General features: G+C 62.9%; 18 protein-coding genes and 1 pseudogene. 12 read left to right on the forward strand and 7 right to left on the reverse strand.

From position 1 onward, the window contains the following. The first annotated feature begins 113 nt into the window (after window positions 1-113). Both NIBR502773_RS06415 and NIBR502773_RS06420 read left to right on the forward strand, forming a co-directional pair. On the forward strand, window positions 114-1,463 hold the full coding sequence (locus NIBR502773_RS06415) for a nucleobase:cation symporter-2 family protein (RefSeq protein WP_092355131.1): 1,350 nt from the start codon (window positions 114-116) through the stop codon (window positions 1,461-1,463). A 230-nt stretch (window positions 1,464-1,693) separates the two neighbouring features. Beyond that, the gene (locus tag NIBR502773_RS06420) at window positions 1,694-2,479 is read left to right on the forward strand and encodes an outer membrane protein OmpK (protein ID WP_065940522.1); all 786 of its coding nucleotides are present in this window, start codon (window positions 1,694-1,696) and stop codon (window positions 2,477-2,479) included. Window positions 2,480-2,525: 46 nt separating this feature from the next. Here NIBR502773_RS06420 and NIBR502773_RS06425 read toward each other — a convergent pair whose 3' ends face one another. Then, window positions 2,526-3,674 (reverse strand): patatin-like phospholipase family protein, encoded by a 1,149-nt coding sequence (locus NIBR502773_RS06425; protein WP_141155674.1) that lies wholly within the window; start codon window positions 3,672-3,674, stop codon window positions 2,526-2,528. Window positions 3,675-3,705: 31 nt separating this feature from the next. After that, window positions 3,706-4,641 (reverse strand): lipid A biosynthesis lauroyl acyltransferase, encoded by a 936-nt coding sequence (locus tag NIBR502773_RS06430; RefSeq protein ID WP_141155675.1) that lies wholly within the window; start codon window positions 4,639-4,641, stop codon window positions 3,706-3,708. 119 nt (window positions 4,642-4,760) lie between these two features. Here NIBR502773_RS06430 and minC point away from each other — a divergent pair, with 119 nt between their 5' ends. The 7 genes from minC (at window position 4,761) to NIBR502773_RS06460 (ending at window position 11,461) form a co-directional block, all read left to right on the forward strand. Continuing rightward, window positions 4,761-5,498, forward strand: a complete 738-nt coding sequence (minC, locus tag NIBR502773_RS06435; protein ID WP_027603909.1) for a septum site-determining protein MinC — start codon at window positions 4,761-4,763, stop codon at window positions 5,496-5,498. 201 nt (window positions 5,499-5,699) lie between these two features. Next, a complete protein-coding gene (minD, locus tag NIBR502773_RS06440; RefSeq protein ID WP_003175251.1) occupies window positions 5,700-6,512 on the forward strand; it encodes a septum site-determining protein MinD in 813 nt (270 codons plus the stop codon). 3 nt (window positions 6,513-6,515) lie between these two features. Beyond that, window positions 6,516-6,770 (forward strand): cell division topological specificity factor MinE, encoded by a 255-nt coding sequence (gene minE / locus NIBR502773_RS06445; RefSeq protein WP_003175252.1) that lies wholly within the window; start codon window positions 6,516-6,518, stop codon window positions 6,768-6,770. Between the two features lie 96 nt (window positions 6,771-6,866). Further along, on the forward strand, window positions 6,867-7,502 hold the full coding sequence (locus NIBR502773_RS06450) for an RluA family pseudouridine synthase (RefSeq protein ID WP_065940525.1): 636 nt from the start codon (window positions 6,867-6,869) through the stop codon (window positions 7,500-7,502). A 116-nt stretch (window positions 7,503-7,618) separates the two neighbouring features. Beyond that, window positions 7,619-8,908, forward strand: coding sequence for a M18 family aminopeptidase (locus tag NIBR502773_RS06455; protein WP_115486786.1), 1,290 nt, complete (start codon window positions 7,619-7,621; stop codon window positions 8,906-8,908). Window positions 8,909-9,075: 167 nt separating this feature from the next. Next, on the forward strand, window positions 9,076-9,243 hold the full coding sequence (locus tag NIBR502773_RS30615; protein WP_162494268.1) for a hypothetical protein: 168 nt from the start codon (window positions 9,076-9,078) through the stop codon (window positions 9,241-9,243). A gap of 52 nt (window positions 9,244-9,295) precedes the next feature. After that, window positions 9,296-11,461, forward strand: a complete 2,166-nt coding sequence (locus NIBR502773_RS06460; protein WP_141155676.1) for a mechanosensitive ion channel family protein — start codon at window positions 9,296-9,298, stop codon at window positions 11,459-11,461. 277 nt (window positions 11,462-11,738) lie between these two features. Here NIBR502773_RS06460 and NIBR502773_RS06465 read toward each other — a convergent pair whose 3' ends face one another. The 5 genes and pseudogenes from NIBR502773_RS06465 to NIBR502773_RS06485 all read right to left on the reverse strand — a co-directional run bounded on the left by NIBR502773_RS06465 (window position 11,739) and on the right by NIBR502773_RS06485 (window position 16,476). Continuing rightward, window positions 11,739-11,960 (reverse strand): MbtH family protein, encoded by a 222-nt coding sequence (locus tag NIBR502773_RS06465; RefSeq protein WP_027603905.1) that lies wholly within the window; start codon window positions 11,958-11,960, stop codon window positions 11,739-11,741. Between the two features lie 82 nt (window positions 11,961-12,042). Next, window positions 12,043-13,437, reverse strand: a complete 1,395-nt coding sequence (locus tag NIBR502773_RS06470) for an aspartate aminotransferase family protein (protein ID WP_141155677.1) — start codon at window positions 13,435-13,437, stop codon at window positions 12,043-12,045. A 149-nt stretch (window positions 13,438-13,586) separates the two neighbouring features. Then, a pseudogene (locus NIBR502773_RS06475) lies at window positions 13,587-14,353 on the reverse strand (N-acetylmuramoyl-L-alanine amidase). Window positions 14,354-14,476: 123 nt separating this feature from the next. After that, complete coding sequence (locus NIBR502773_RS06480) at window positions 14,477-15,799, reverse strand: ATP-binding protein (RefSeq protein ID WP_065940528.1); 1,323 nt, start codon at window positions 15,797-15,799, stop codon at window positions 14,477-14,479. Next, window positions 15,796-16,476 (reverse strand): response regulator, encoded by a 681-nt coding sequence (locus NIBR502773_RS06485; protein ID WP_065927228.1) that lies wholly within the window; start codon window positions 16,474-16,476, stop codon window positions 15,796-15,798. Before NIBR502773_RS06485 ends, NIBR502773_RS06480 begins: the two co-directional genes overlap by 4 nt. A 176-nt stretch (window positions 16,477-16,652) precedes the next feature. Between NIBR502773_RS06485 and dsbD the strand changes: the two genes are divergently transcribed. Genes dsbD through dsbG form a run of 3 tightly spaced genes read left to right on the forward strand, consistent with a single transcriptional unit; the run spans window position 16,653 to window position 19,968 of the window. Then, window positions 16,653-18,380, forward strand: coding sequence for a protein-disulfide reductase DsbD (gene dsbD, locus NIBR502773_RS06490; protein WP_141155678.1), 1,728 nt, complete (start codon window positions 16,653-16,655; stop codon window positions 18,378-18,380). Continuing rightward, window positions 18,380-19,231 (forward strand): TlpA disulfide reductase family protein, encoded by an 852-nt coding sequence (locus tag NIBR502773_RS06495; protein WP_131700349.1) that lies wholly within the window; start codon window positions 18,380-18,382, stop codon window positions 19,229-19,231. The genes dsbD and NIBR502773_RS06495 overlap by 1 nt, the downstream gene beginning before the upstream one ends. Then, on the forward strand, window positions 19,207-19,968 hold the full coding sequence (dsbG, locus tag NIBR502773_RS06500; RefSeq protein ID WP_065940531.1) for a thiol:disulfide interchange protein DsbG: 762 nt from the start codon (window positions 19,207-19,209) through the stop codon (window positions 19,966-19,968). Before NIBR502773_RS06495 ends, dsbG begins: the two co-directional genes overlap by 25 nt. Window positions 19,969-19,970: the final 2 nt, after the last annotated feature.

Below are 19,970 nucleotides of genomic sequence, written 5' to 3' on the forward strand. Positions count from 1 at the left end.
GATTCACATAGTTCCAATGTGGGAGGGGCTTGCCCCCTCCCACATTTGGACCTGCAGTGTTTTGAAGATTGCGTTTCACACAACACAAAAATAAAAAAGATCCGAGGTGTTGCATGACCGAGTTAGTCGAACCGCAGATTCCTGCCGCACCCGCCATGGTGCGGCTGCCCCTCTTGCAACTGATTCTGGTAGGCCTGCAACACGTCTTGCTGATGTACGGCGGCGCCGTCGCCGTCCCCCTGATCATTGGCCAGGCCGCCGGCCTGAGCCGTGAAGAAATCGCCTTTCTGATCAACGCCGACCTGCTGGTAGCCGGCATTGCCACCCTGGTGCAGTCATTCGGCATCGGCCCGGTGGGCATCCGTATGCCGGTGATGATGGGCGCCAGTTTCGCCGCTGTGGGCAGCATGGTCGCCATGGCCGGCATGCCCGGTATCGGCTTGCAGGGCATCTTCGGCGCCACCATCGCCGCCGGGTTCTTCGGCATGCTGATCGCACCGTTCATGTCCAAGGTCGTACGCTTTTTTCCGCCGCTGGTAACCGGCACCGTGATCACGGCCATCGGCCTGTCGCTGTTCCCCGTGGCCGTGAACTGGGCCGGTGGCGGCAGCGCAGCGGCCACCTTCGGCTCACCGATTTACCTGGCGATTGCCGCCCTGGTACTGGCGACCATCCTGCTGATCAACCGCTTCATGCGCGGCTTCTGGGTGAATATCTCGGTGCTGATCGGAATGGGCCTGGGTTACGCCCTGTGCGGGGCCATCGGCATGGTTGACCTCAGCGGCCTGGCCCAGGCGCCGTGGGTGCAAGTGGTGACACCGCTGCACTTCGGCATGCCCAGGTTCGAGCTGGCGCCGATCCTGTCGATGTGCCTGGTGGTGGTGATCATCTTCGTCGAATCCACCGGAATGTTCCTGGCGCTGGGCAAGATCACCGGCCAGGACGTCACGCCGAAAATGCTGCGCCGTGGCTTGCTGTGTGATGCCGGTGCGTCGTTCTTCGCCGGTTTCTTCAACACCTTCACCCATTCCTCCTTCGCGCAGAACATCGGCCTGGTGCAGATGACCGGCGTGCGCTGCCGCTCGGTGACGATGATGGCCGGTGCCTTCCTGATTGTGCTCAGCCTGTTGCCCAAGGCCGCGTACCTGGTGGCGTCGATTCCCCCGGCAGTGCTCGGTGGGGCGGCGATCGCCATGTTCGGCATGGTGGCGGCCACCGGCATCAAGATCCTCCAGGAGGCCGATATCGCCGACCGTCGCAACCAGTTGCTGGTGGCGGTGAGCATCGGTATGGGCCTGATCCCCGTGGTGCGCCCGGAGTTCTTCGCACAGTTGCCCGTGTGGATGAGCCCGATCACCCACAGCGGCATCGCCATGGCGACCCTCAGCGCACTGTCGCTGAATATCCTGTTCAACATTCTCGGCGGGGCCGAACGCCCCGTAGTCGACCCCGCCCACACCTGACACATGCCCCATTGTCGCCCTGTGCGCGCTGTAACGGCGCACTTGAGCCCTGACGTGGGAGCCAGTATTCTCCGCGCCCGCTTGAATCGACGGTTGTTTACCGCCTTGGCGCGGGTCTTGCTGTAGCAATAAAGCTGACCATTCAGACCACTTTTGTAACCACTAAAGGCGCCGCACCAGAGCGCTTGTGTAGAAGAAAAACCATAAAACTTTAACTCGGGAGCAACCGAATGAAACCTATGTTCAAAGGCCTGATGCTGGCGGGATCCCTGCTGGCCGGCGGCCAGGCCGTGGCCGGTGACTTGTTGCAGTGGCAGAACAACAGCCTGACGTATCTGTGGGGCAAGAGCTTTACCGTCAACCCACAGATCCAGCAAACCGTCACGTTCGAACATGCCGACGCCTGGAAGTACGGCGACAACTTCTTCTTCCTCGACCGCATCTTTTACAACGGCAAGGAAGACGGCAATGTCGGCCCGAATACGTATTACGGCGAGTTCAGCCCACGGTTGTCGTTCGGCAAGATTCTCGACAAGGACCTGTCCTTCGGACCGATCAAGGATGTGTTGCTGGCCTTCACGTATGAGTTCGGCGAAGGCGACAACGAGTCGTACCTGCTCGGTCCTGGCTTCGACCTGAACATTCCGGGCTTCGACTACTTCCAGCTGAACTTCTACCAGCGCCAGACCGAAGGCAATCGCCCAGGCGACGGTGTATGGCAGATCACCCCGGTATGGTCGTACACCCTGCCGGTGGGCAACTCGAATATCCTGATCGACGGCTTCATGGATTGGGTGGTGGACAACGACAAGAACGCCCGTGGCACTTACCACGCCAACCTGCACTTCAACCCGCAGGTCAAATACGACTTGGGCAAGGCGCTGCATTGGGGCGACAAGCAGTTGTACGTGGGCTTTGAATACGACTACTGGAAGAACAAGTACGGGATCGAGGATTCCGGCGCGTTCAAGACGACCCAGGACACGGCGAGCTTCCTGGTCAAGTATCACTTCTAAAAGCCACTGCAAGACACATGTGGGAGGGACTTGCTCCCTCCCACATTCAGATAGGCGGCAGGCCCAGGAACCGCATGATCTCTTCACGCTTGGCCAGCGCATCCTTCCTGCCCAACTCAATCAACTCGCTGCAATACCCCGCCTCGAACAGCAAGTAACTCAGCACCCCTGCCCCGCTCGTCTTGGTCGCCCCCGGCCCACGCAGGAACAGACGCAATGCCGCCGGCAATTCCTGCCGATGCCTTGCGGCGATTTCGTCGATCGGCTGGCTTGGCGCAATCACCAGCACTTCCACCGGCGCCAGGCCACGGGCAGCACTGTCGGCTGGCTGGTGATGGCTGAACTGGTTCAGACGCTCCAGCAGTTCGATATCGCTTTCCAGGCTGTCAATGAACGTGCTGTTGAGCATATGCCCACCGATCTGGGCCAACGTCGGCTCCTGGCCGGTATAGGTGCGTTGCGCCATCGGTTCATTGCCCCGCGGGTTACCGCTGACACCCACCACCAGCACCCGGGTCGCCCCCAGGTGCAGCGCCGGGCTGATGGGCGCCGACTGGCGCACCGCGCCGTCGCCGAAGTATTCCTGGTCGAGCTTCACCGGGGCAAACAGCAAGGGGATCGCCGAACTGGCCAGCAGGTGTTCAACGGTCAGTTGCGTCGGCACTCCGATACGCCGATGGCGCAACCAGGCGTCGATGGTGCCGCCGCCCTGATAGAAAGTCACCGCCTGCCCGGATTCATAGCCGAAGGCCGTGACGGCGACCGCATGCAGGTGCTGTTGGCGGATGGCCTCGTCGATACCTGCCAAATGCAGTTTGTCCTGCAACAAGTCCCGCAGCGGCGAGCTGTTGAGCAGCGCCACCGGCAACTGCCGGCCCAGCCCCAGCAAGCTGTGGGTAAAGAAGCGACTCGCCTGGCGCACCACCCCCGGCCAATCGCTGCGCAATACCAGATGACTGCGAAACCCCTGCCAGAACGCGGTCAGGCGCTGGATCGCCGCCGTGAAATCCATCGCACCGCTGGCCAGGCTCACCGCATTGATCGCACCGGCCGACGTGCCGACGATCACCGGAAAAGGGTTGGGAGCCCCCGGCGGCAACAGCTCGGCAATCGCCGCCAATACCCCCACCTGATACGCCGCTCGCGCCCCGCCGCCGGAAAGAATCAAGCCTGTAACCGGTTCAGCTGGGCGCATTGCATCACTCCATGTGGGGGGAAAGTCGGTCTTAGCGACGGCGTTTTTCGTACAGCTTGGGTTCGCCCGGTGGCCGGCTCTTGAAGCGGCGGTGGGTCCACAGGTATTGCTCGGGACATTCACGCACCGAGGCTTCGACCCACTGGTTGATGCGCAGGCAGTCGACTTCATCGCTTTCGCCGGGGAAGTCGGTCAACGGCGGGTGGATCACCAGGCGATAACCGCTGCCGTCCGCCAGGCGCTGCTGGGTGAACGGCACCACCAGCGCCTTGCCCAGCTTGGCGAACTTGCTGGTGGCAGGCACGGTGGCGGCCTGAATGCCGAACAGCGGCACGAAGATACTTTGCTTGGCGCCGTAGTCCTGGTCGGGTGCGTACCAGATGGCGCGGCCGGCACGCAGCAGCTTGAGCATGCCGCGCACGTCTTCGCGCTCGACCGCCAGGGAGTCGAGGTTATGCCGCTCGCGGCCACGGCGCTGGATATAGTCGAACAGCGGGTTGCCGTGCTCGCGGTACATGCCGTCGATGGTGTGCTTCTGCCCCAGCAGGGCCGCGCCGATTTCCAGGGTGGTGAAGTGCAGGGCCATGAGGATCACGCCCTTGCCATCCAGTTGGGCCTGCTTGAGGTGTTCCAGGCCTTCGACATGGGCCAGGCGCGCCAGGCGCTGGCGCGACCACCACCAGCTCATGGCCATTTCGAAGAAGGCGATGCCGGTGGAGGCGAAGTTTTCCTTGAGCAGCTTCTTGCGCTCTGCGGCGGTTTTTTCCGGGAAGCACAGTTCCAGGTTGCGGGCGGCGATGCGGCGACGTTCGCCGGCCACACGGTACATGCCTGCACCCAGCAGGCGACCAATGGTCAGCAGCGCACGGTACGGCAGTTGGGTCACCAGCCACAGCAGGCCGAGTCCCAGCCATAACAGCCAAAAGCGCGGGTGAAAAAATACAGCTCGAAAACGCGGGCGATCCATTACAGATTCCGGGAAAGACAGGGCCGCGCATTCTACAACGGTTCGACTCGGCTTGCGGCCAGTGAGTGTTCTCGTTATAAGTCTCGACACTTTTCGTGACAAGCCGCTTTTTGCCGACCATGAGCCAAACCGAACCGCTAGACCAAGATCCCGTGTTCCAGCTGAAAGGCAGCATGCTCGCCATCACCGTGCTGGAACTGGCCCGCAACGACCTCGACGCCCTGGACCGCCAGCTCGCCGCCAAGGTCGCCCTGGCGCCGAACTTCTTCAACAACGCCCCGCTGGTACTGGCCCTGGACAAACTGCCGGCCGGCCAGGGCAGCATCGACCTGCCCGGCCTGATGCGCGTGTGCCGCTCCCACGGCCTGCGAACCCTGGCGATTCGTGCCAGCCGCATCGAAGACATTGCCGCCGCCATCGCCATTGAACTGCCAGTACTGCCACCCTCCGGCGCGCGTGAGCGTCCACTGGAACCTTTGGTCGGCGAAGTGCAGAAAAAACCGGAAAAACCAGCGGAACCTACGATCAAGCCTACAAAGATAATCACCACGCCCGTACGCGGCGGACAGCAGATTTACGCCCAGGGCGGCGACCTGGTGGTGATCTCTTCGGTCAGTCCCGGCGCGGAACTTCTCGCCGATGGCAATATCCATGTATACGGCCCGATGCGCGGACGTGCCCTCGCCGGCATCAAGGGGGATACCAAGGCGCGCATTTTTTGCCAGCAATTGACCGCTGAGCTGGTGTCCATCGCGGGCCAGTACAAGGTTTCGGAAGATTTGCGCCGCGATCCGCTGTGGGGAGCCGCGGTGCAGGTCAGCCTGTCGGGCGATGTGTTGAACATCATCCGTCTTTAACGGATACTGCCGCATTTTCCAAGCATCTCTAGACTCTGATAGCACAGCGAAACTGGCATTACTTGCGTAGGAACATTTGAAGGTTGGCGTTTTTCCTGCGAAAACCCGTCTTTTTTCCTACAAAGGCTGTCCGCCTGCGGCGAGTTCCAAGAGATGTTTTTCAGGGGCTGAAAAGTCCTTTTTCCTTAGGGGTGAAACACCTTGGCCAAGATTCTCGTGGTTACATCCGGCAAGGGTGGTGTGGGTAAGACCACCACCAGCGCCGCTATCGGTACCGGCCTCGCTCTGCGCGGCCACAAGACAGTCATCGTCGACTTCGACGTCGGTTTGCGTAACCTCGACCTGATCATGGGCTGCGAACGCCGCGTGGTGTACGACTTCGTCAACGTGGTGAACGGCGAAGCCAACCTGCAGCAGGCCCTGATCAAGGACAAGCGCCTTGAGAACCTGTACGTACTGGCCGCCAGCCAGACCCGCGACAAAGATGCGCTGACCAAGGAAGGCGTAGGCAAGGTTCTCGCTGAACTGAAGGAAACCTTCGAGTACGTGGTCTGCGACTCTCCGGCCGGTATCGAAACCGGTGCTCACCTGGCGATGTACTTCGCCGATGAAGCCATCGTGGTGACCAACCCGGAAGTGTCTTCGGTACGTGACTCGGACCGCATGCTCGGCCTGTTGGCCAGCAAGTCCAAGCGCGCCGAGGAAGGCCAGGACCCGATCAAGGAACACCTGCTGCTCACCCGCTACAACCCTGAGCGCGTCAGCAACGGCGAAATGCTCGGTGTTGAAGACGTCAAGGAAATCCTCGCCGTGACCCTGCTGGGTGTGATCCCGGAATCCCAGGCGGTGCTGAAGGCGTCCAACCAGGGCGTCCCGGTGATTCTCGACGACCAGAGCGACGCCGGCCAGGCGTACAGCGATGCGGTTGATCGCTTGCTGGGCAAGACCGTGGAACATCGCTTCCTCGATGTTAAGAAGAAGGGATTCTTCGAGCGTATCTTTGGAGGCAACTAAACAATGAAATTTCTCGACTTCTTTCGCGCCAACAAAAAGCCAAGCACCGCGTCGGTCGCGAAAGAGCGTCTACAGATCATCGTGGCGCACGAACGCGGCCAACGCAGCACCCCGGATTACCTGCCCGCCTTGCAGAAGGAACTGGTGGAGGTGATCCGCAAGTACGTCAATATCGGCAACGATGACGTGCATGTCGCCCTGGAAAATGACGGCAGCTGCTCGATTCTGGAACTCAATATCACCCTGCCTGATCGTTGATCGAACAGGCGGCCGCCACGGCGGCTCGGTCACCTTGATCCCTTCGCGGGAACCGGGTGGTCGAGCCGCCGTTGGCGTTTGTTGCGAGGCTGTTTAATGCCGCTGTCCACTATTCATATCCTGCATCAGGACGACGCTGTCCTGGTGGTGAACAAGCCGACCCTGTTGCTCTCGGTGCCCGGCCGCGCCGATGACAACAAGGACTGCCTGATCACCCGCCTGCAGGAAAACGGCTACCCCGAAGCCCGCATCGTCCATCGCCTAGACTGGGAAACCTCGGGGATCATCCTGCTGGCCCGGGATGCCGATACCCATCGCGAACTGTCCCGCCAGTTTCACGACCGCGAAACCGAAAAGGCCTACACCGCGCTGGCCTGGGGCCAACCGGCACTGGACAGCGGCAGCATCGACCTGCCCCTGCGCTACGACCCGCCGACCAAACCGCGCCATGTGGTGGACCACGAGTTCGGCAAGCACGCGCTGACGTTCTGGAAAGTGCTGGAACGCTGTGGCGACTGGTGCCGGGTCGAGCTGACGCCGATTACCGGACGCTCGCACCAGTTACGCGTGCATATGCTGTCCATCGGGCATCCGTTGCTCGGTGACGGCCTGTATGCCCATGAACAGGCCCTGGCTGCCTGGCCGCGCCTGTGCCTGCACGCGAGCATGCTGAGCTTCACTCACCCGCAAAGCGGTGAGCGCTTGCGCTTTGAGTGCCCGGCGCCCTTCTAAAGCTGTAAATACAGTGCATGTGGGAGGGGCGGTGCGACTTGCCTCCTCCCACATTTGTTCTGTGCACTTCCCGCCCTCGAACGGTAAACTCCGCGCATTGCTGTCTGGAGCTATTTATGCGCGAAGCGTTGAATCAAGGCCTGATCGACTTCCTCAAGGCCTCCCCTACTCCTTTTCATGCCACCGCCGCCCTGGCCCAGCGCCTGGAAGCGGCCGGTTTCCAGCGCCTCGACGAGCGCGAGACCTGGACCACCGAAGCCAACGGTCGCTACTACGTGACCCGCAACGATTCCTCGATCATCGCCTTCAAGCTCGGCCGCCATTCGCCGTTGCAAGGCGGGATTCGCCTGGTCGGCGCCCATACCGACAGCCCGTGCCTGCGGGTCAAGCCCCAGCCTGAGCTGCAACGCCAGGGTTTCTGGCAACTCGGCGTGGAAGTCTACGGCGGCGCGCTGCTGGCGCCGTGGTTCGACCGCGACCTGTCCCTGGCCGGCCGCGTCACCTTCCGTCGCGACGGCAAGGTCGAAAGCCAGCTGATCGACTTCAAGCTGCCCATCGCCATCATCCCCAACCTGGCCATTCACCTGAACCGTGAAGCCAACCAGGGCTGGGCGATCAATGCCCAGACCGAATTGCCGCCGATCCTCGCGCAATTTGCCGGTGATGAACGCGTGGACTTCCGTGCCGTGCTCACCGAGCAGCTGGCACGGGAGCATGGGCTGAACGCCGATGTGGTACTCGACTACGAGTTGAGCTTCTACGACACCCAGAGCGCCGCCGTCATCGGCCTCAACGGCGACTTCATCGCCGGCGCACGCCTCGATAACCTGCTGTCGTGCTACGCCGGCCTGCAAGCCTTGCTCACCAGCGAGAGCGACGAAACCTGCGTGCTGGTGTGCAACGACCACGAGGAAGTCGGTTCCTGCTCGGCCTGCGGTGCCGACGGCCCGATGCTGGAACAGACCCTGCGTCGCCTGTTGCCTGAAGGTGATGAATTCGTACGCACCATTCAGAAATCCCTGCTGGTGTCGGCCGACAATGCCCACGGCGTACACCCCAACTACGCCGACAAGCACGACGCCAACCACGGCCCCAAGCTCAATGCCGGCCCGGTGATCAAGGTCAACAGCAACCAGCGCTACGCCACCAACAGCGAAACCGCCGGGTTCTTCCGTCACCTGTGCATGGCCCAGGAAGTGCCGGTGCAGAGCTTCGTGGTGCGCAGCGACATGGGCTGCGGCTCGACCATCGGCCCGATTACCGCCAGCCACCTGGGAGTGCGTACGGTGGATATCGGTTTGCCGACGTTTGCCATGCACTCCATTCGTGAACTGTGCGGCAGCCATGACCTGGCGCATCTGGTGAAGGTGTTGGGCGCGTTCTACGCCAGCCACGACCTGCCCTAAGACCAGGACTGGATGCCGTCAACATGTGGGAGGGGCGGTGCAACGATTCGACTTGCCCCCCCACATTTGGTTTACGTCCACCTGATCTGCATCACCTGCATTTCCTGCAATCCGACCTAGACTTGTCAGTATTCCCACTCCGACAAGGCCGTCGCCCCATGATCTCCATGTCCTCTTTCCACGCCATGCTCATCCCTATCCTGATCGGCATGATCATGCTCGCCGTCGGCTTCAACTTCCGCGACAAGCCCCTCGGCGTGTTCGGCATGTGGGTCGGCATGCTGCTGATCCTGGGCACCGTGGTGTACAAGATCCTCGCCAAACTGGCCGAATGACGCTTGCACTCGTACACTCGCTCAACCCGTCGTTTCCAAGGTTGACCGCCTCGTGCTTTCCCGTCTGTTTGCCCTGCCCTGCTGTTTCCTGATCGCCCTGCTCACGCTGCTGCCGCTCTCGTCCGCCCAAGCGGTGGGCCTGCCCGGGCTGCTCGGCACCACCAAGGCCCAACCCCAGGCCGAAGTGCCGTTGGGGCAGTCGCTGGACGAGGTGATCAAGACCCTGGAAAACGACCAGCAACGCACCCAGTTGCTGAACGACTTGAAGAAGCTGCGCGCCGCGACCCAGAAGGCCCAGCCCGCCGCCGAGCAAGGCGTGCTCGGGCTGATCGGCAGTACGCTGTCGGGCCTGGAGCAGCAGTTCTCCGGTGCCGACAGCCCGCTGGGGCGCTGGTCGAATGAAATCGACCTGGCCAAGGATGAACTCAGCGCCCTGATGCTGCCAGCCAGCGAATGGCTGCCGATCATTTTCGGCTTTGCAGTGATCCTTGCCGTGTGGAGCCTGCTGGCAGCCGCGTTGATCTGGCTCAGCCACCGGGTACGCGAGCGCTTCGGCCTGCCCGAGGAGTTGCCGCAACACCCGCGTACCTGGGACATGCTGCGCTTCGCCCTGCGCAAGCTGGGGCCCTGGCTGATCGCACTGGTGATCACCGTGTACCTGAGCTACGCCCTGCCCTCGTCCCTGGGCAAATCCCTGGCAATGGTGCTGGCGTATGCGCTGGTGGTCGGCACCTGCTTCTCGGCGATCTGCGTGATTGCCTTCTCCCTGCTCGACGGCCCGCACCGCCACCGCGCGCTATATATCCTGCGCCACCAGGCGTTCCGCCCGTTGTGGTGGATCGGCAGCTTTGCCGCCTTTGGTGAAGCCTTGAGCGACCCGCGGCTGGTGGCTGCGCTCGGCCAGCACCTGGCCCATACGGCGGCCACGGTCGCCAATGTGATGGCCGCGCTGTCCACCGGCGTGTTCATCCTGCGCTTCCGGCGGCCGATCGCCCACCTGATCCGCAACCAGCCGCTGTCGCGCCGCCTGACCCGCCGCGCCCTCAGCGACACCATCGAGATCGTCGGCACCTTCTGGTACATCCCCGCCTTGTTGTTGGTGGGCATCTCGCTGTTCGCCACATTCGTCTCCGCCGGCGACACCAGCACCGCCCTGCGCCAGTCGCTGTTGTGCACGGTGTTGCTGGTGTTGTGCATGGTGATCAACGGCCTGGTGCGGCGCCATGCGCTCAAGCCGCAACGGGGGCACAAGCGCCATGCGCTGTACTCCGAACGCCTGAAAAGCTTCGTCTACACCCTCGCCCACCTGGTGGTGTGGCTGGTGTTTATCGAACTGGGGCTGCGGGTCTGGGGCCTGTCGCTGATTCGCTTTACCGAAGGCGACGGCCATGAAATCAGCGTCAAGCTGTTCGGCCTGGGCGGCACGCTGCTATTTGCCTGGTTGATCTGGATCCTCAGCGACACCGCCATCCATCACGCCCTCACCCGCTCGCGCAAAGGCCTGGCCAATGCCCGCGCGCAGACCATGATGCCGCTGATCCGCAACGTGCTGTTCGTGACCATCTTCATCATCGCCGCCATCGTCGCCCTGGCAAACATGGGCATGAACGTCACGCCACTGCTGGCCGGTGCCGGTGTGATCGGCCTGGCCATCGGTTTTGGTGCGCAGTCACTGGTGGCCGACTTGATCACCGGCCTGTTCATCATCATCGAAGACTCCCTGGCCATCGATGACTACGTGGACGTCGGCGGCCACCTCGGCACCGTCGAAGGCCTGACCATCCGTACCGTGCGCCTGCGCGACATTGACGGCATCGTGCACACCATCCCGTTCAGCGAGATCAAGAGCATCAAGAACTACTCGCGGGAGTTCGGCTACGCGATCTTCCGAGTGGCGATCCCCTACAACATGGAAATCGACGATGCGATCAAGCTGATGCGCGATGTCGGCCAGAAAATGCGCAACGATCCGCTGCAACGCCGCAATATCTGGTCGCCGCTGGAGATCCAGGGGGTGGAAAGCTTCGAGTCAGGCAGTGCGATCCTGCGCGCGCGGTTCAAGACGGCGCCGATCAAGCAGTGGGAAGTGTCGCGGGCGTTCAACCTGTCGCTGAAGCGGCATCTGGATGAAGCCGGTCTGGACCTGGCCACGCCGCGCTTGAGTGTGCAGGTGGTGACGGGGGCTGCGGGGGGGTTGGAGAAGGACAAGAACGCGTAAGGTCATGGCGAATGTGATGAGCTTGTTGTGGTTTGTGGTGAGCTTTTTGTGATGCGCTTTTTGTGGTGAGCGGGCTTGCCCCGCGCTGGGCTGCGAAGCAGCCCCAAAACCAGCCGCTGAGTTATGCCTGATACACCGAGTGCTTCTTGAGTGGGGCTGCTTCGCAGCCCAGCGCGGGGCAAGCCCGCTCACCACAAAAAGCCCGCCTGCCACAAAAAGCCCGCTTGCCACAACAGGCCCACCCACCACAACAGGCCGGCCTACTGAAGGTTTTGCGTCAGGCCAGCGTTGCACCGTCCATCTTCTGGCGCAGGCTCAACGGACGCATATCGGTCCAGGTTTCTTCGATGTAGGCCAGGCACTCTTTCTTCAGGCCGCTCTTGCCAACGGTACGCCAGCCTTCCGGCACGGCCTTGTAGTCGGGCCAGATGGAATACTGTTCTTCATGGTTGACCACTACCTGAAACAGGATGTCGTCGCGGTCAAATACTGAGGTCATTGCTGTTCTCCATCGCTCAAAGGCTGGCTGCGCACCACGCGCAGCGCTGATATCTGTAGAAACGTACCAACACGCCAAAAAATTAGAGGCTGGCGACGGCTGCCGCCAGGGCGCGCCCGAAGATCTCGGCCACGCGGTCGATCTCGGCGGCGGTTATCACCAGGGGCGGCAGGAAGCGCACTACGCTGCCATGCCGGCCGCCCAGCTCGAGGATCAGGCCGCGCTTGAGGCATTCACGCTGTACCAGCGGTGCCAGTTGGCGATGCACCGGCGGGTGGCCCTGGATATCCAGGGCGCCGTCCGGGTCCACCAGTTCAACGCCGAGCATCAGCCCACGCCCGCGAATATCCCCCAGGTGCGGGTAGTCACGCTGCAGGATGCGCAGGTGTTCGCCGAGGCGCTCGCCCATGGCGGTCGCATGGCCGGCCAGGTCGTGCTCCTTGAGGTAGCGCATCACCGCCGAACCGGCCGCCATGGCCATTTGATTGCCACGGAATGTCCCGGCATGCGCACCCGGCAGCCAGGTGTCTAGCCAGTCGCGATACACCACCACCGCCAACGGCAGGCTGCCGCCGATGGCCTTGGACATCACCACCACATCCGGGATGATGCCGGCGTGTTCGAAGGCAAACATCTTGCCGGTACGGCCGAAACCGCTCTGGATTTCATCGACGATCAACGCCACGCCGGCCTGTTCGGTGATACGCCGCAGGCCGCGCAGCCAGTCGAGATCGGCCGGGATCACCCCGCCCTCGCCCTGCACCACTTCGACAATCACCGCCGCCGGCAGCAACACCCCGGCTTCCGGGTCGTTGAGCAGGTTTTCCAGGTAATGCAGGTTGACCCGCACGCCTTCTGCGCCGCCGAGACCGAACGGGCAACGGTAGTCGTAAGGGAATGGCAAAAACTGCACGCCATTACCGAGCAAGGCACCCAAGGGTTTTTTCGGCCCCAGGCTGCCCATCAGGCTCAACGCGCCCTGGCTCATGCCGTGATAACCGCCCTGGAACGACAGCACCGTGCTGCGCCCCGTGGCAGTGCGTACCAATTTCAACGCCGCTTCCACGGCATCGGTACCGGTGGGGCCGCAGAACTGGATCTTGGCTTCCCGCGCCAGCTCCGCCGGCAGCAGGCCGAACAGGTCCTGCACGAACTGGTCCTTGACCGGCGTGGTCAGGTCCAGGGTGTGCAACGGCAGTTCGTCGCTCAGCACTTGCTGGATGGCCTGGATCACCACCGGGTGGTTGTGCCCCAACGCCAGGGTGCCCGCGCCGGCCAGGCAATCGATGAAACTGCGACCCTCCACGTCTTCCACGTAGATCCCCTTGGCGCGCTTGAGCGCCAGGGGAATGCGCCGTGGATAACTGCGGGCGTTGGATTCCTGCTGGCGCTGGCGGGCCAGCAGCGGGCTTTCGTCGAACTGATAAAGCGTTTCATGCACCTGGGTATCTTCGATACGGCTGGTAGCGACTGACATCTCTCGATCCCTCAATACGCGGATGATGGTGACCAAACTGCCGATCCGTTGGCATCTGGCCCAAGGGCATGCGCACGGATTTCCTGTTCTGGAAACGCACCAGCGAGAAAAGGATTTAGGGGGCAGTGATGGTTGACTGATGGATGAGATCAAAGTCCGCGGTATTTTTCATTCAAGGCATACAGGATCGCGCAGGTCTCGGCATCCAACACACCACAATAATCCCGCGCCCGAAAGTGCATCTGAAACGCCCGGGTGCGCTGCTCGAACGCCTGGCGATTCTGCGCCGGCTTATAGCCATAGCGCTGAAATGCGCGCTCCACCTCCACTTCAGGCGGCAGCCCGACACAAAACCGGCGCTGGTACATGGCCCGCGTCGACTCGTCGAACCATGCCCCGACTCCCGCCTCGAACAAACCGCGCCACGGCAGGCGCGGTCCCGGATCGCTCTTGCGCCAGTACGCCACGTCCGAGTGCCCGAGGATGTCGGCCGGTCCGATCTGCGGGTAACGCCCAAGGATGTCGCGAAGCAATGCAATCAACACCGCCACCTGCTCCTGGCCGTACGCGGGAAAGGTGAAGACGCCACCGTCATCCCGAGCCAGGTTGACGATTTCGATGCCGATCGCCCGACTGTTGAGGTTATCGCGCCCCCCCAGTGGCTCGCCCCGGCATGCCAGGCGCGCTGGTTTTCGTGCACCAGGCGAAACACGCGCAACTCGTCATACCCGGCGGCGCGGTAGCCGGGCTCATGGGGATCCGGCAGCAGGTAATGCGCGCTGACCCCATTTCGGGTCAGAGTACGCAAGGAGGAGGCGAACGGCGCCGCGGTGTAATGCAGGATCACCTGCCGCACGGGTTCGCCGTGACGCTCGTTGAAATCCCTGGCGGGGAAACTGGTATCGATGACCAACATAAGAACCGTCCTTTTCAATACAGGCCGAGTCTTTCGGCCCGTTCAAGCGCAAAAAAATTACCGCCATCCTGAAGGCTTGCACTTCAAGCGGGCGGTAACTATTTGGCACGTGAAAGAACGCGGTCAGCGCCGCAACGGCATGCCCAGGTCAACACGCAGGCCATCCGCCTGGCTGTCGAACGTCAATGAGCAGGCACAGCGCTGCACGATCGCCTGCACGATCGCCAGGCCCAGGCCACAGCCCTCGCTGTTGCCGTTGCGCCAGAAGCGTTGGGTGAGGTATTGCAGGTCTTCGGGGGAGATCTGCTTGCCGTGGTCGCGCACGCGGAAGATCACGTGGTCGGCGGCGGTGAACACGCTGAGCTCCACCCGTGTGTCTGCGGGTGTATGGCGCAGGGCGTTGTCCAGCAGGTTGCGCAGGGCGGCGACCGCCAGGCCCACCGGCATGTCCACCGGGGTTTCGCTGAGGTTATCCGCCAGGTTCAGGTCGATACGCCCATTATCGCCGGCATTCGCATCCTGGATCGCCAGCCGTGCGACTTCCTCGGCGCTGGACTGCACGCCATCGTCGAATGACAGGCTGCCTTCCACCCGCGCCAACAGCAGCAACTGCTCCAGGGTGCGATGCAAGCGGTCGGCGCCCTCCTCGGCATGGGCCAGGGACTGGTCGCGGGCCGCGCCTTCGGTCATGCGCGCCACTTGCAGGTGGGTCTTGATCGCCGTCAGCGGGCTGCGCAGCTCGTGGGCGGCGTCGCCGGTGAGGCGGCGTTCACGTTCGATGGTCTTGGCGATGCGTTGCAGCAGTTGGTTCTGGGTGTCGAGCAGCGGCTTGAGCTCGCTGGGCAGCGGGTGGATCTGCAACGGTTCGAGGGAATCGGCACTGCGGCGCATCAGCGCGTCACGCATGCGGTTGAGCGGCAGCAGGCTCTGACCGATGCCCAGCCACAACAGGCACAGGCAACCGAGCATCGCCACGCCCACCGGCACCGAGGCGGCGAGCAGGATCGACAGGTTCAGCGCCTCGCGCTCCACCTGGCGGTCGGCGGTAGTGATCAACAGGTCGCCACGGGACAGGGTAAAACTGCGCCAGCCCACGCCATCGATGACCTGGTCACGAAAGCCGCTCTTGCGCGACTCCAGGCCTTCATCCGGCGTGGTATGGCTGCGGGCGAGGATTTCCCCGCGCAAGGAGCTGACCTGGCACGCCATGCCCCCCGGCACATTCAGTTGCTCGGCGCTGAAATGCGCGCCGCCGCTGACACTGGCCAGGCCCGGCATCTGCTCGGTCAGGCCCGCCACCATGCGCGCCGACGCCACCAGGCGCTGGTCGAGGGAGAACATCATCTGGTTGCGCAGGTCGTTGAGCATCCAGGCCGCCGCCAGGGCCCAGATCAGCACAAACGCGGCGCCGAGCTTGAACGTCAGGCGCAGGCGCAGGCTTTTCACGAAGCGTTCTCTCCATCATCTGCCGGGCCGAGGCGATAACCCAGGCCGCGCACGGTCTCGACGATGCCATTGCCCAACTTGCGTCGCAGGTGATGGATATGCACGTTGAGGGCGTTGCTTTCCAGTTCATCGTTGAAGCCGTAGACGCTGTCCTTGAGTTGCTCGCTGGACAGCACCCGGCCTTTGTTGTGCAGCAAGGCCTGCAACAGCGCCTGTTCACGTCGGGACAGGTCCACGGGCTGGCCGCCCAACAGGGTTTCGCGGCTGCTCGGGTCGTAGGTCAGCCGGCCGTGCTCGATCAGGTTGACGCTGCGCCCCGCCATCCGGCGCAGCAGGGTTTGCAGGCGTGCGGCCAATTCGCGCAGGTCGAAGGGTTTGAGCAGGTAGTCATCGGCACCGGCTTGCAGGCCGTCGACGCGGTTGGTCACCGAATCCCGCGCGGTGAGGATCAGCACCGGAATCTCCAGGCCCTGGCTGCGCAGCTGTTGCAGCAGCTTGAGGCCGTCTTCGTCGGGCAGGCCGAGGTCGAGCACCATGATGTCGAAGGTCGCCGCCTTGAGCATCGCGCGCGCAGCGGCGGCCGTGGCCACGCGCTCGACTGTAAAGCCCTGGGCACCGAGGCCGGCCACGATGCCGCTGGCGATCAGTTCGTCGTCTTCACAGACCAGTACGTGCATGCTGAACCCTTCATGAAAGATGGGGGGATTAAAAGTGCAGCGGATTAAGCGCAGATTATGCCGTGAAAAGATGCAAGCTCAGATAATCCCTACACTTTAGAATAGCGCCCGGTTAATCATCGGTTAATCAACGCCACACATTGTGTGCCTCACTTGCATCGAACTAAGGCTTGACCATGCGGCATCTGTTTACCTTTCTGCTGGTGTTATTCGCGGGGCTGGCCCAGGCCGCGCCGGGCAATCCGTTTGAGACCAAACCTGATTTCCTTCCGGTGGGCAAGGCTTTCACCTTTACCTCCGAACGTCTTGAAAGTGGCGAGACCCAGCTGTATTGGCAGATTGCCGACGGTTATTACCTGTACAAGCAGCGCATGAAGTTCGATGGCCTGGCCGAAAAGCCCGTGCTGCCGCAAGGCGAAGCCCATAGCGACGAGTTCTTTGGCGAGCAGGAAGTGTATCGCCAGGGCCTGGAAGTGAAGATTCCCGCCGGTGTCACCGGCCAGGTCAAGCTCGGCTGGCAGGGCTGCGCCGATGCAGGGCTGTGCTATCCGCCGCAGTCGATCAGCGTGGACCTGGGCGGCAACCCCGCCGTTGCGGCCACCGCCGAAGCCCAGGACCAGAGCCTGGCCAGCGGCCTGCAACAACGCAGCCTGGGCTGGAGCCTGCTGGTGTTCTTCGGCCTGGGGCTGCTGCTGGCGTTTGCCCCGTGTTCGTTGCCGATGTTGCCGATCCTCGCCGGCCTGGTGGTGGGCAGTGGCGCGAGCCCGCGTCGCGGCTTTGCCCTGGCCGGCAGCTACGTGGTGTGCATGGCGCTGGTGTACGCGGCGCTCGGCGTACTCGCCGCCCTGCTCGGCGCCAACCTCGCGGCGCTGTTGCAAACCCCGTGGATCCTCGGCAGCTTCGCCGCCTTGTTCGTGATCCTCGCCCTGCCGATGTTCGGCTTCTTCGAACTGCAACTGCCCGTGGCCTTGCGCGATCGCCTGGATAACGTCAGCCGCAACCAGAGCGGCGGCAGCCTGGTCGGCGCCGGAGTGCTCGGCGCGCTGTCCGGCCTGCTGGTGGGGCCGTGCATGACCGCGCCCCTGGCCGGTGCATTGCTGTATATCGCCCAGAGCGGCAATGCCCTGCACGGCGGCCTGATCCTGTTCGCCATGGGCATCGGCATTGGCGTGCCGCTGCTGCTGCTGGTGACCGTGGGCAACCGTTTCCTGCCCAAGCCGGGCACCTGGATGAATGTGCTCAAGGGCATCTTCGGCTTCCTGTTCCTGGCCACCGCCGTGCTGATGATTCGCCCGGTGATCGACGAAAGCCTGTGGCTCGGCCTGTGGGGCGTGCTGGCCATGTCCATGGCCTATTGCGGCTGGCGCCTGGCCCAGGATTTCGGGCGGGTCGCCATGCTGTTCGGCGCCGGTTCCGTGGTCATGGGGGTGTGGGGCGGCCTGCTGCTGGTGGGTGCCGCGGGTGGCAGCGATGACCTGTGGCAACCGTTGAAGGTCTACAGCGGCTCGCGAAGCACTGCCGCACCCAGCGCCCACGAAGCCTTCATGACCATCAATGACCCCGCCGTGCTGCAAAGCCAGCTCGACAGCGCCAAGGCCCAGGGCCAATGGGTGCTGGTGGACTACTACGCCGACTGGTGCGTGTCGTGCAAGATCATGGAAAAACAGGTGTTCGGCAAACCCGAAGTGCTCGATGCATTGAAGGATGTCCGCCTGCTGCGCCTCGACGTCACCGCCGACAATGCCGCCAGCCGCGCACTGCTGGGCCGTTACCAGGTGCCGGGGCCGCCCAGCTTCGTGTGGATCGGCCCTGACGGTGAGGAACGCCGCGCCCAGCGCATCACCGGCGAAGTGGATGCCGCCGCCTTCCTGCAACGCTGGACTCACGCCCGGGACGCCCTCTGATGCTGACCCTGACCATCGGCACCTTCGCCATCGCCCTGAATCACATCCTGCTGATCAGCGCGTTGATTCTCGCCACCCTGGTGGGTTGGCGCGTGGCCAAGCGTGGCGGTGAAAATCCGGAATCGGTGCTGTTCAGCCTGTTCCTGCTGGGCATGCTGGCGGCCCGCGTCAGCTTCGTGCTGATGTACTGGAGTTACTACAGCAACGACTGGCTGCAGATGGTCGACCTGCGCGACGGCGGTTTTCTCGCCTGGCCCGGTATCGTCGCCCTGATCCTCGGTGCACTGCTCTATGGCTGGCGTCGCCCGGCGCTGCGCAAGCCCCTGAGCGCCGGGGTCATCACCGGGCTGGTGTTCTGGGGCATGACCAGCCTGTCCTTGAGCGTGTATGAAAAAGGCACACGCCTGCCGGACATCACCTTGCGCAACGCCAATGGCGAGGTCGTGCAACTGGCGGATTACCAGGGCGGTCCGCTGGTGATCAACCTGTGGGCCACCTGGTGCCCGCCGTGCCGCCGTGAAATGCCGGTGCTGGAAAGCGCCCAGCGCATGCGCCCCGACGTGACCTTCCTGTTCGTCAACCAGGCCGAAAGCATGCAAAGCGTCAGCACCTACCTAGCCACCCAGGGCCTGAACCTGGACAACGTGTTGTTCGATGCCAGCGGCCGCCTCGGCCAGGCCGTGGGCTCCATGGCCCTGCCCACCACGCTGTTCTACCAAGCCGACGGGCGCCTGATCAACAGCCACCTGGGCGAGTTGTCCCAGGCCAGCCTGGCCCGTGCCATGGAACCCTTCGACACCGCCCCTGCCGCCACAAGGAAACCGACATGCCTCGCCTCCGCCACCTGCTGACCCTGCTGCCGCTGACACTGGCGGCTACCCTGGCCCAGGCCGAAGACTGGCCGGCACCGATCAAACAGATCGAAGCCAAAGGCGCCAAAATCCTCGGCAAGTTCGACGCCCCCAGCGGCCTCACCGGCTACGCCGCGCAATACCAGAACCGCGGCATGGCGCTGTACCTGACCGCCGACGGCAAGAGCGTGATCGCCGGCAACCTGTACGACGCCCAGGGCAATGACCTGAGCAGCGCGCCCCTCGAAAAACTGGTGTACGCGCCGATGGCCAAGGAAGTCTGGGCCAAAATGGAAAAAAGCAGCTGGATCCAGGACGGCGACAAAAACGCCCCGCGCATCGTCTACCTGTTCAGCGACCCCAACTGCCCGTACTGCAACATGTTCTGGGAACAGGCGCGGCCATGGGTAAAAGCCGGCAAGGTGCAGTTGCGCCACATCATGGTCGGCATCATCCGCGAAGACAGCGCCGCCAAGTCGGCCGCCCTGTTCGCCGCCAAGGACCCGCAAAAGGCCCTGGAAGAACATGAAGCCGCCGGCAAGGGCAGCAAATTGCAGGCGCTGGCCAAGATCCCGGCGGATATCGAAGCCAAGCTCGATGCCAATATGAAGTTGATGGATGAGCTGGAACTGTCGGCGACGCCGGCGATTTTCTACCTGGATGACAAGGGTGGCTTGCAGCAACAGCAAGGGGCGCCGTCGCCGGAGAAGTTGGCGAAGATTATGGGGCCGAAGTAAGC

This window comes from Pseudomonas sp. NIBRBAC000502773, assembly GCF_006517195.1.
GTDB lineage: Bacteria > Pseudomonadota > Gammaproteobacteria > Pseudomonadales > Pseudomonadaceae > Aquipseudomonas > Aquipseudomonas marginalis.

What these genes read in the sequence shown, in the direction of transcription:
- NIBR502773_RS06415 (WP_092355131.1), top strand. Translation starts at nt 114, where the DNA reads ATGACCGAGTTAGTCGAACCGCAGATTCCTGCCGCACCCGCCATGGTG.
- NIBR502773_RS06420 (WP_065940522.1), top strand. Translation starts at nt 1,694, where the DNA reads ATGAAACCTATGTTCAAAGGCCTGATGCTGGCGGGATCCCTGCTGGCC.
- NIBR502773_RS06425 (WP_141155674.1), bottom strand. Translation starts at nt 3,674, where the DNA reads ATGCGCCCAGCTGAACCGGTTACAGGCTTGATTCTTTCCGGCGGCGGG.
- NIBR502773_RS06430 (WP_141155675.1), bottom strand. Translation starts at nt 4,641, where the DNA reads ATGGATCGCCCGCGTTTTCGAGCTGTATTTTTTCACCCGCGCTTTTGG.
- minC (WP_027603909.1), top strand. Translation starts at nt 4,761, where the DNA reads ATGAGCCAAACCGAACCGCTAGACCAAGATCCCGTGTTCCAGCTGAAA.
- minE (WP_003175252.1), top strand. Translation starts at nt 6,516, where the DNA reads ATGAAATTTCTCGACTTCTTTCGCGCCAACAAAAAGCCAAGCACCGCG.
- NIBR502773_RS06450 (WP_065940525.1), top strand. Translation starts at nt 6,867, where the DNA reads ATGCCGCTGTCCACTATTCATATCCTGCATCAGGACGACGCTGTCCTG.
- NIBR502773_RS06455 (WP_115486786.1), top strand. Translation starts at nt 7,619, where the DNA reads ATGCGCGAAGCGTTGAATCAAGGCCTGATCGACTTCCTCAAGGCCTCC.
- NIBR502773_RS30615 (WP_162494268.1), top strand. Translation starts at nt 9,076, where the DNA reads ATGTCCTCTTTCCACGCCATGCTCATCCCTATCCTGATCGGCATGATC.
- NIBR502773_RS06465 (WP_027603905.1), bottom strand. Translation starts at nt 11,960, where the DNA reads ATGACCTCAGTATTTGACCGCGACGACATCCTGTTTCAGGTAGTGGTC.
- NIBR502773_RS06470 (WP_141155677.1), bottom strand. Translation starts at nt 13,437, where the DNA reads ATGTCAGTCGCTACCAGCCGTATCGAAGATACCCAGGTGCATGAAACG.
- NIBR502773_RS06485 (WP_065927228.1), bottom strand. Translation starts at nt 16,476, where the DNA reads ATGCACGTACTGGTCTGTGAAGACGACGAACTGATCGCCAGCGGCATC.
- dsbD (WP_141155678.1), top strand. Translation starts at nt 16,653, where the DNA reads ATGCGGCATCTGTTTACCTTTCTGCTGGTGTTATTCGCGGGGCTGGCC.
- NIBR502773_RS06495 (WP_131700349.1), top strand. Translation starts at nt 18,380, where the DNA reads ATGCTGACCCTGACCATCGGCACCTTCGCCATCGCCCTGAATCACATC.
- dsbG (WP_065940531.1), top strand. Translation starts at nt 19,207, where the DNA reads ATGCCTCGCCTCCGCCACCTGCTGACCCTGCTGCCGCTGACACTGGCG.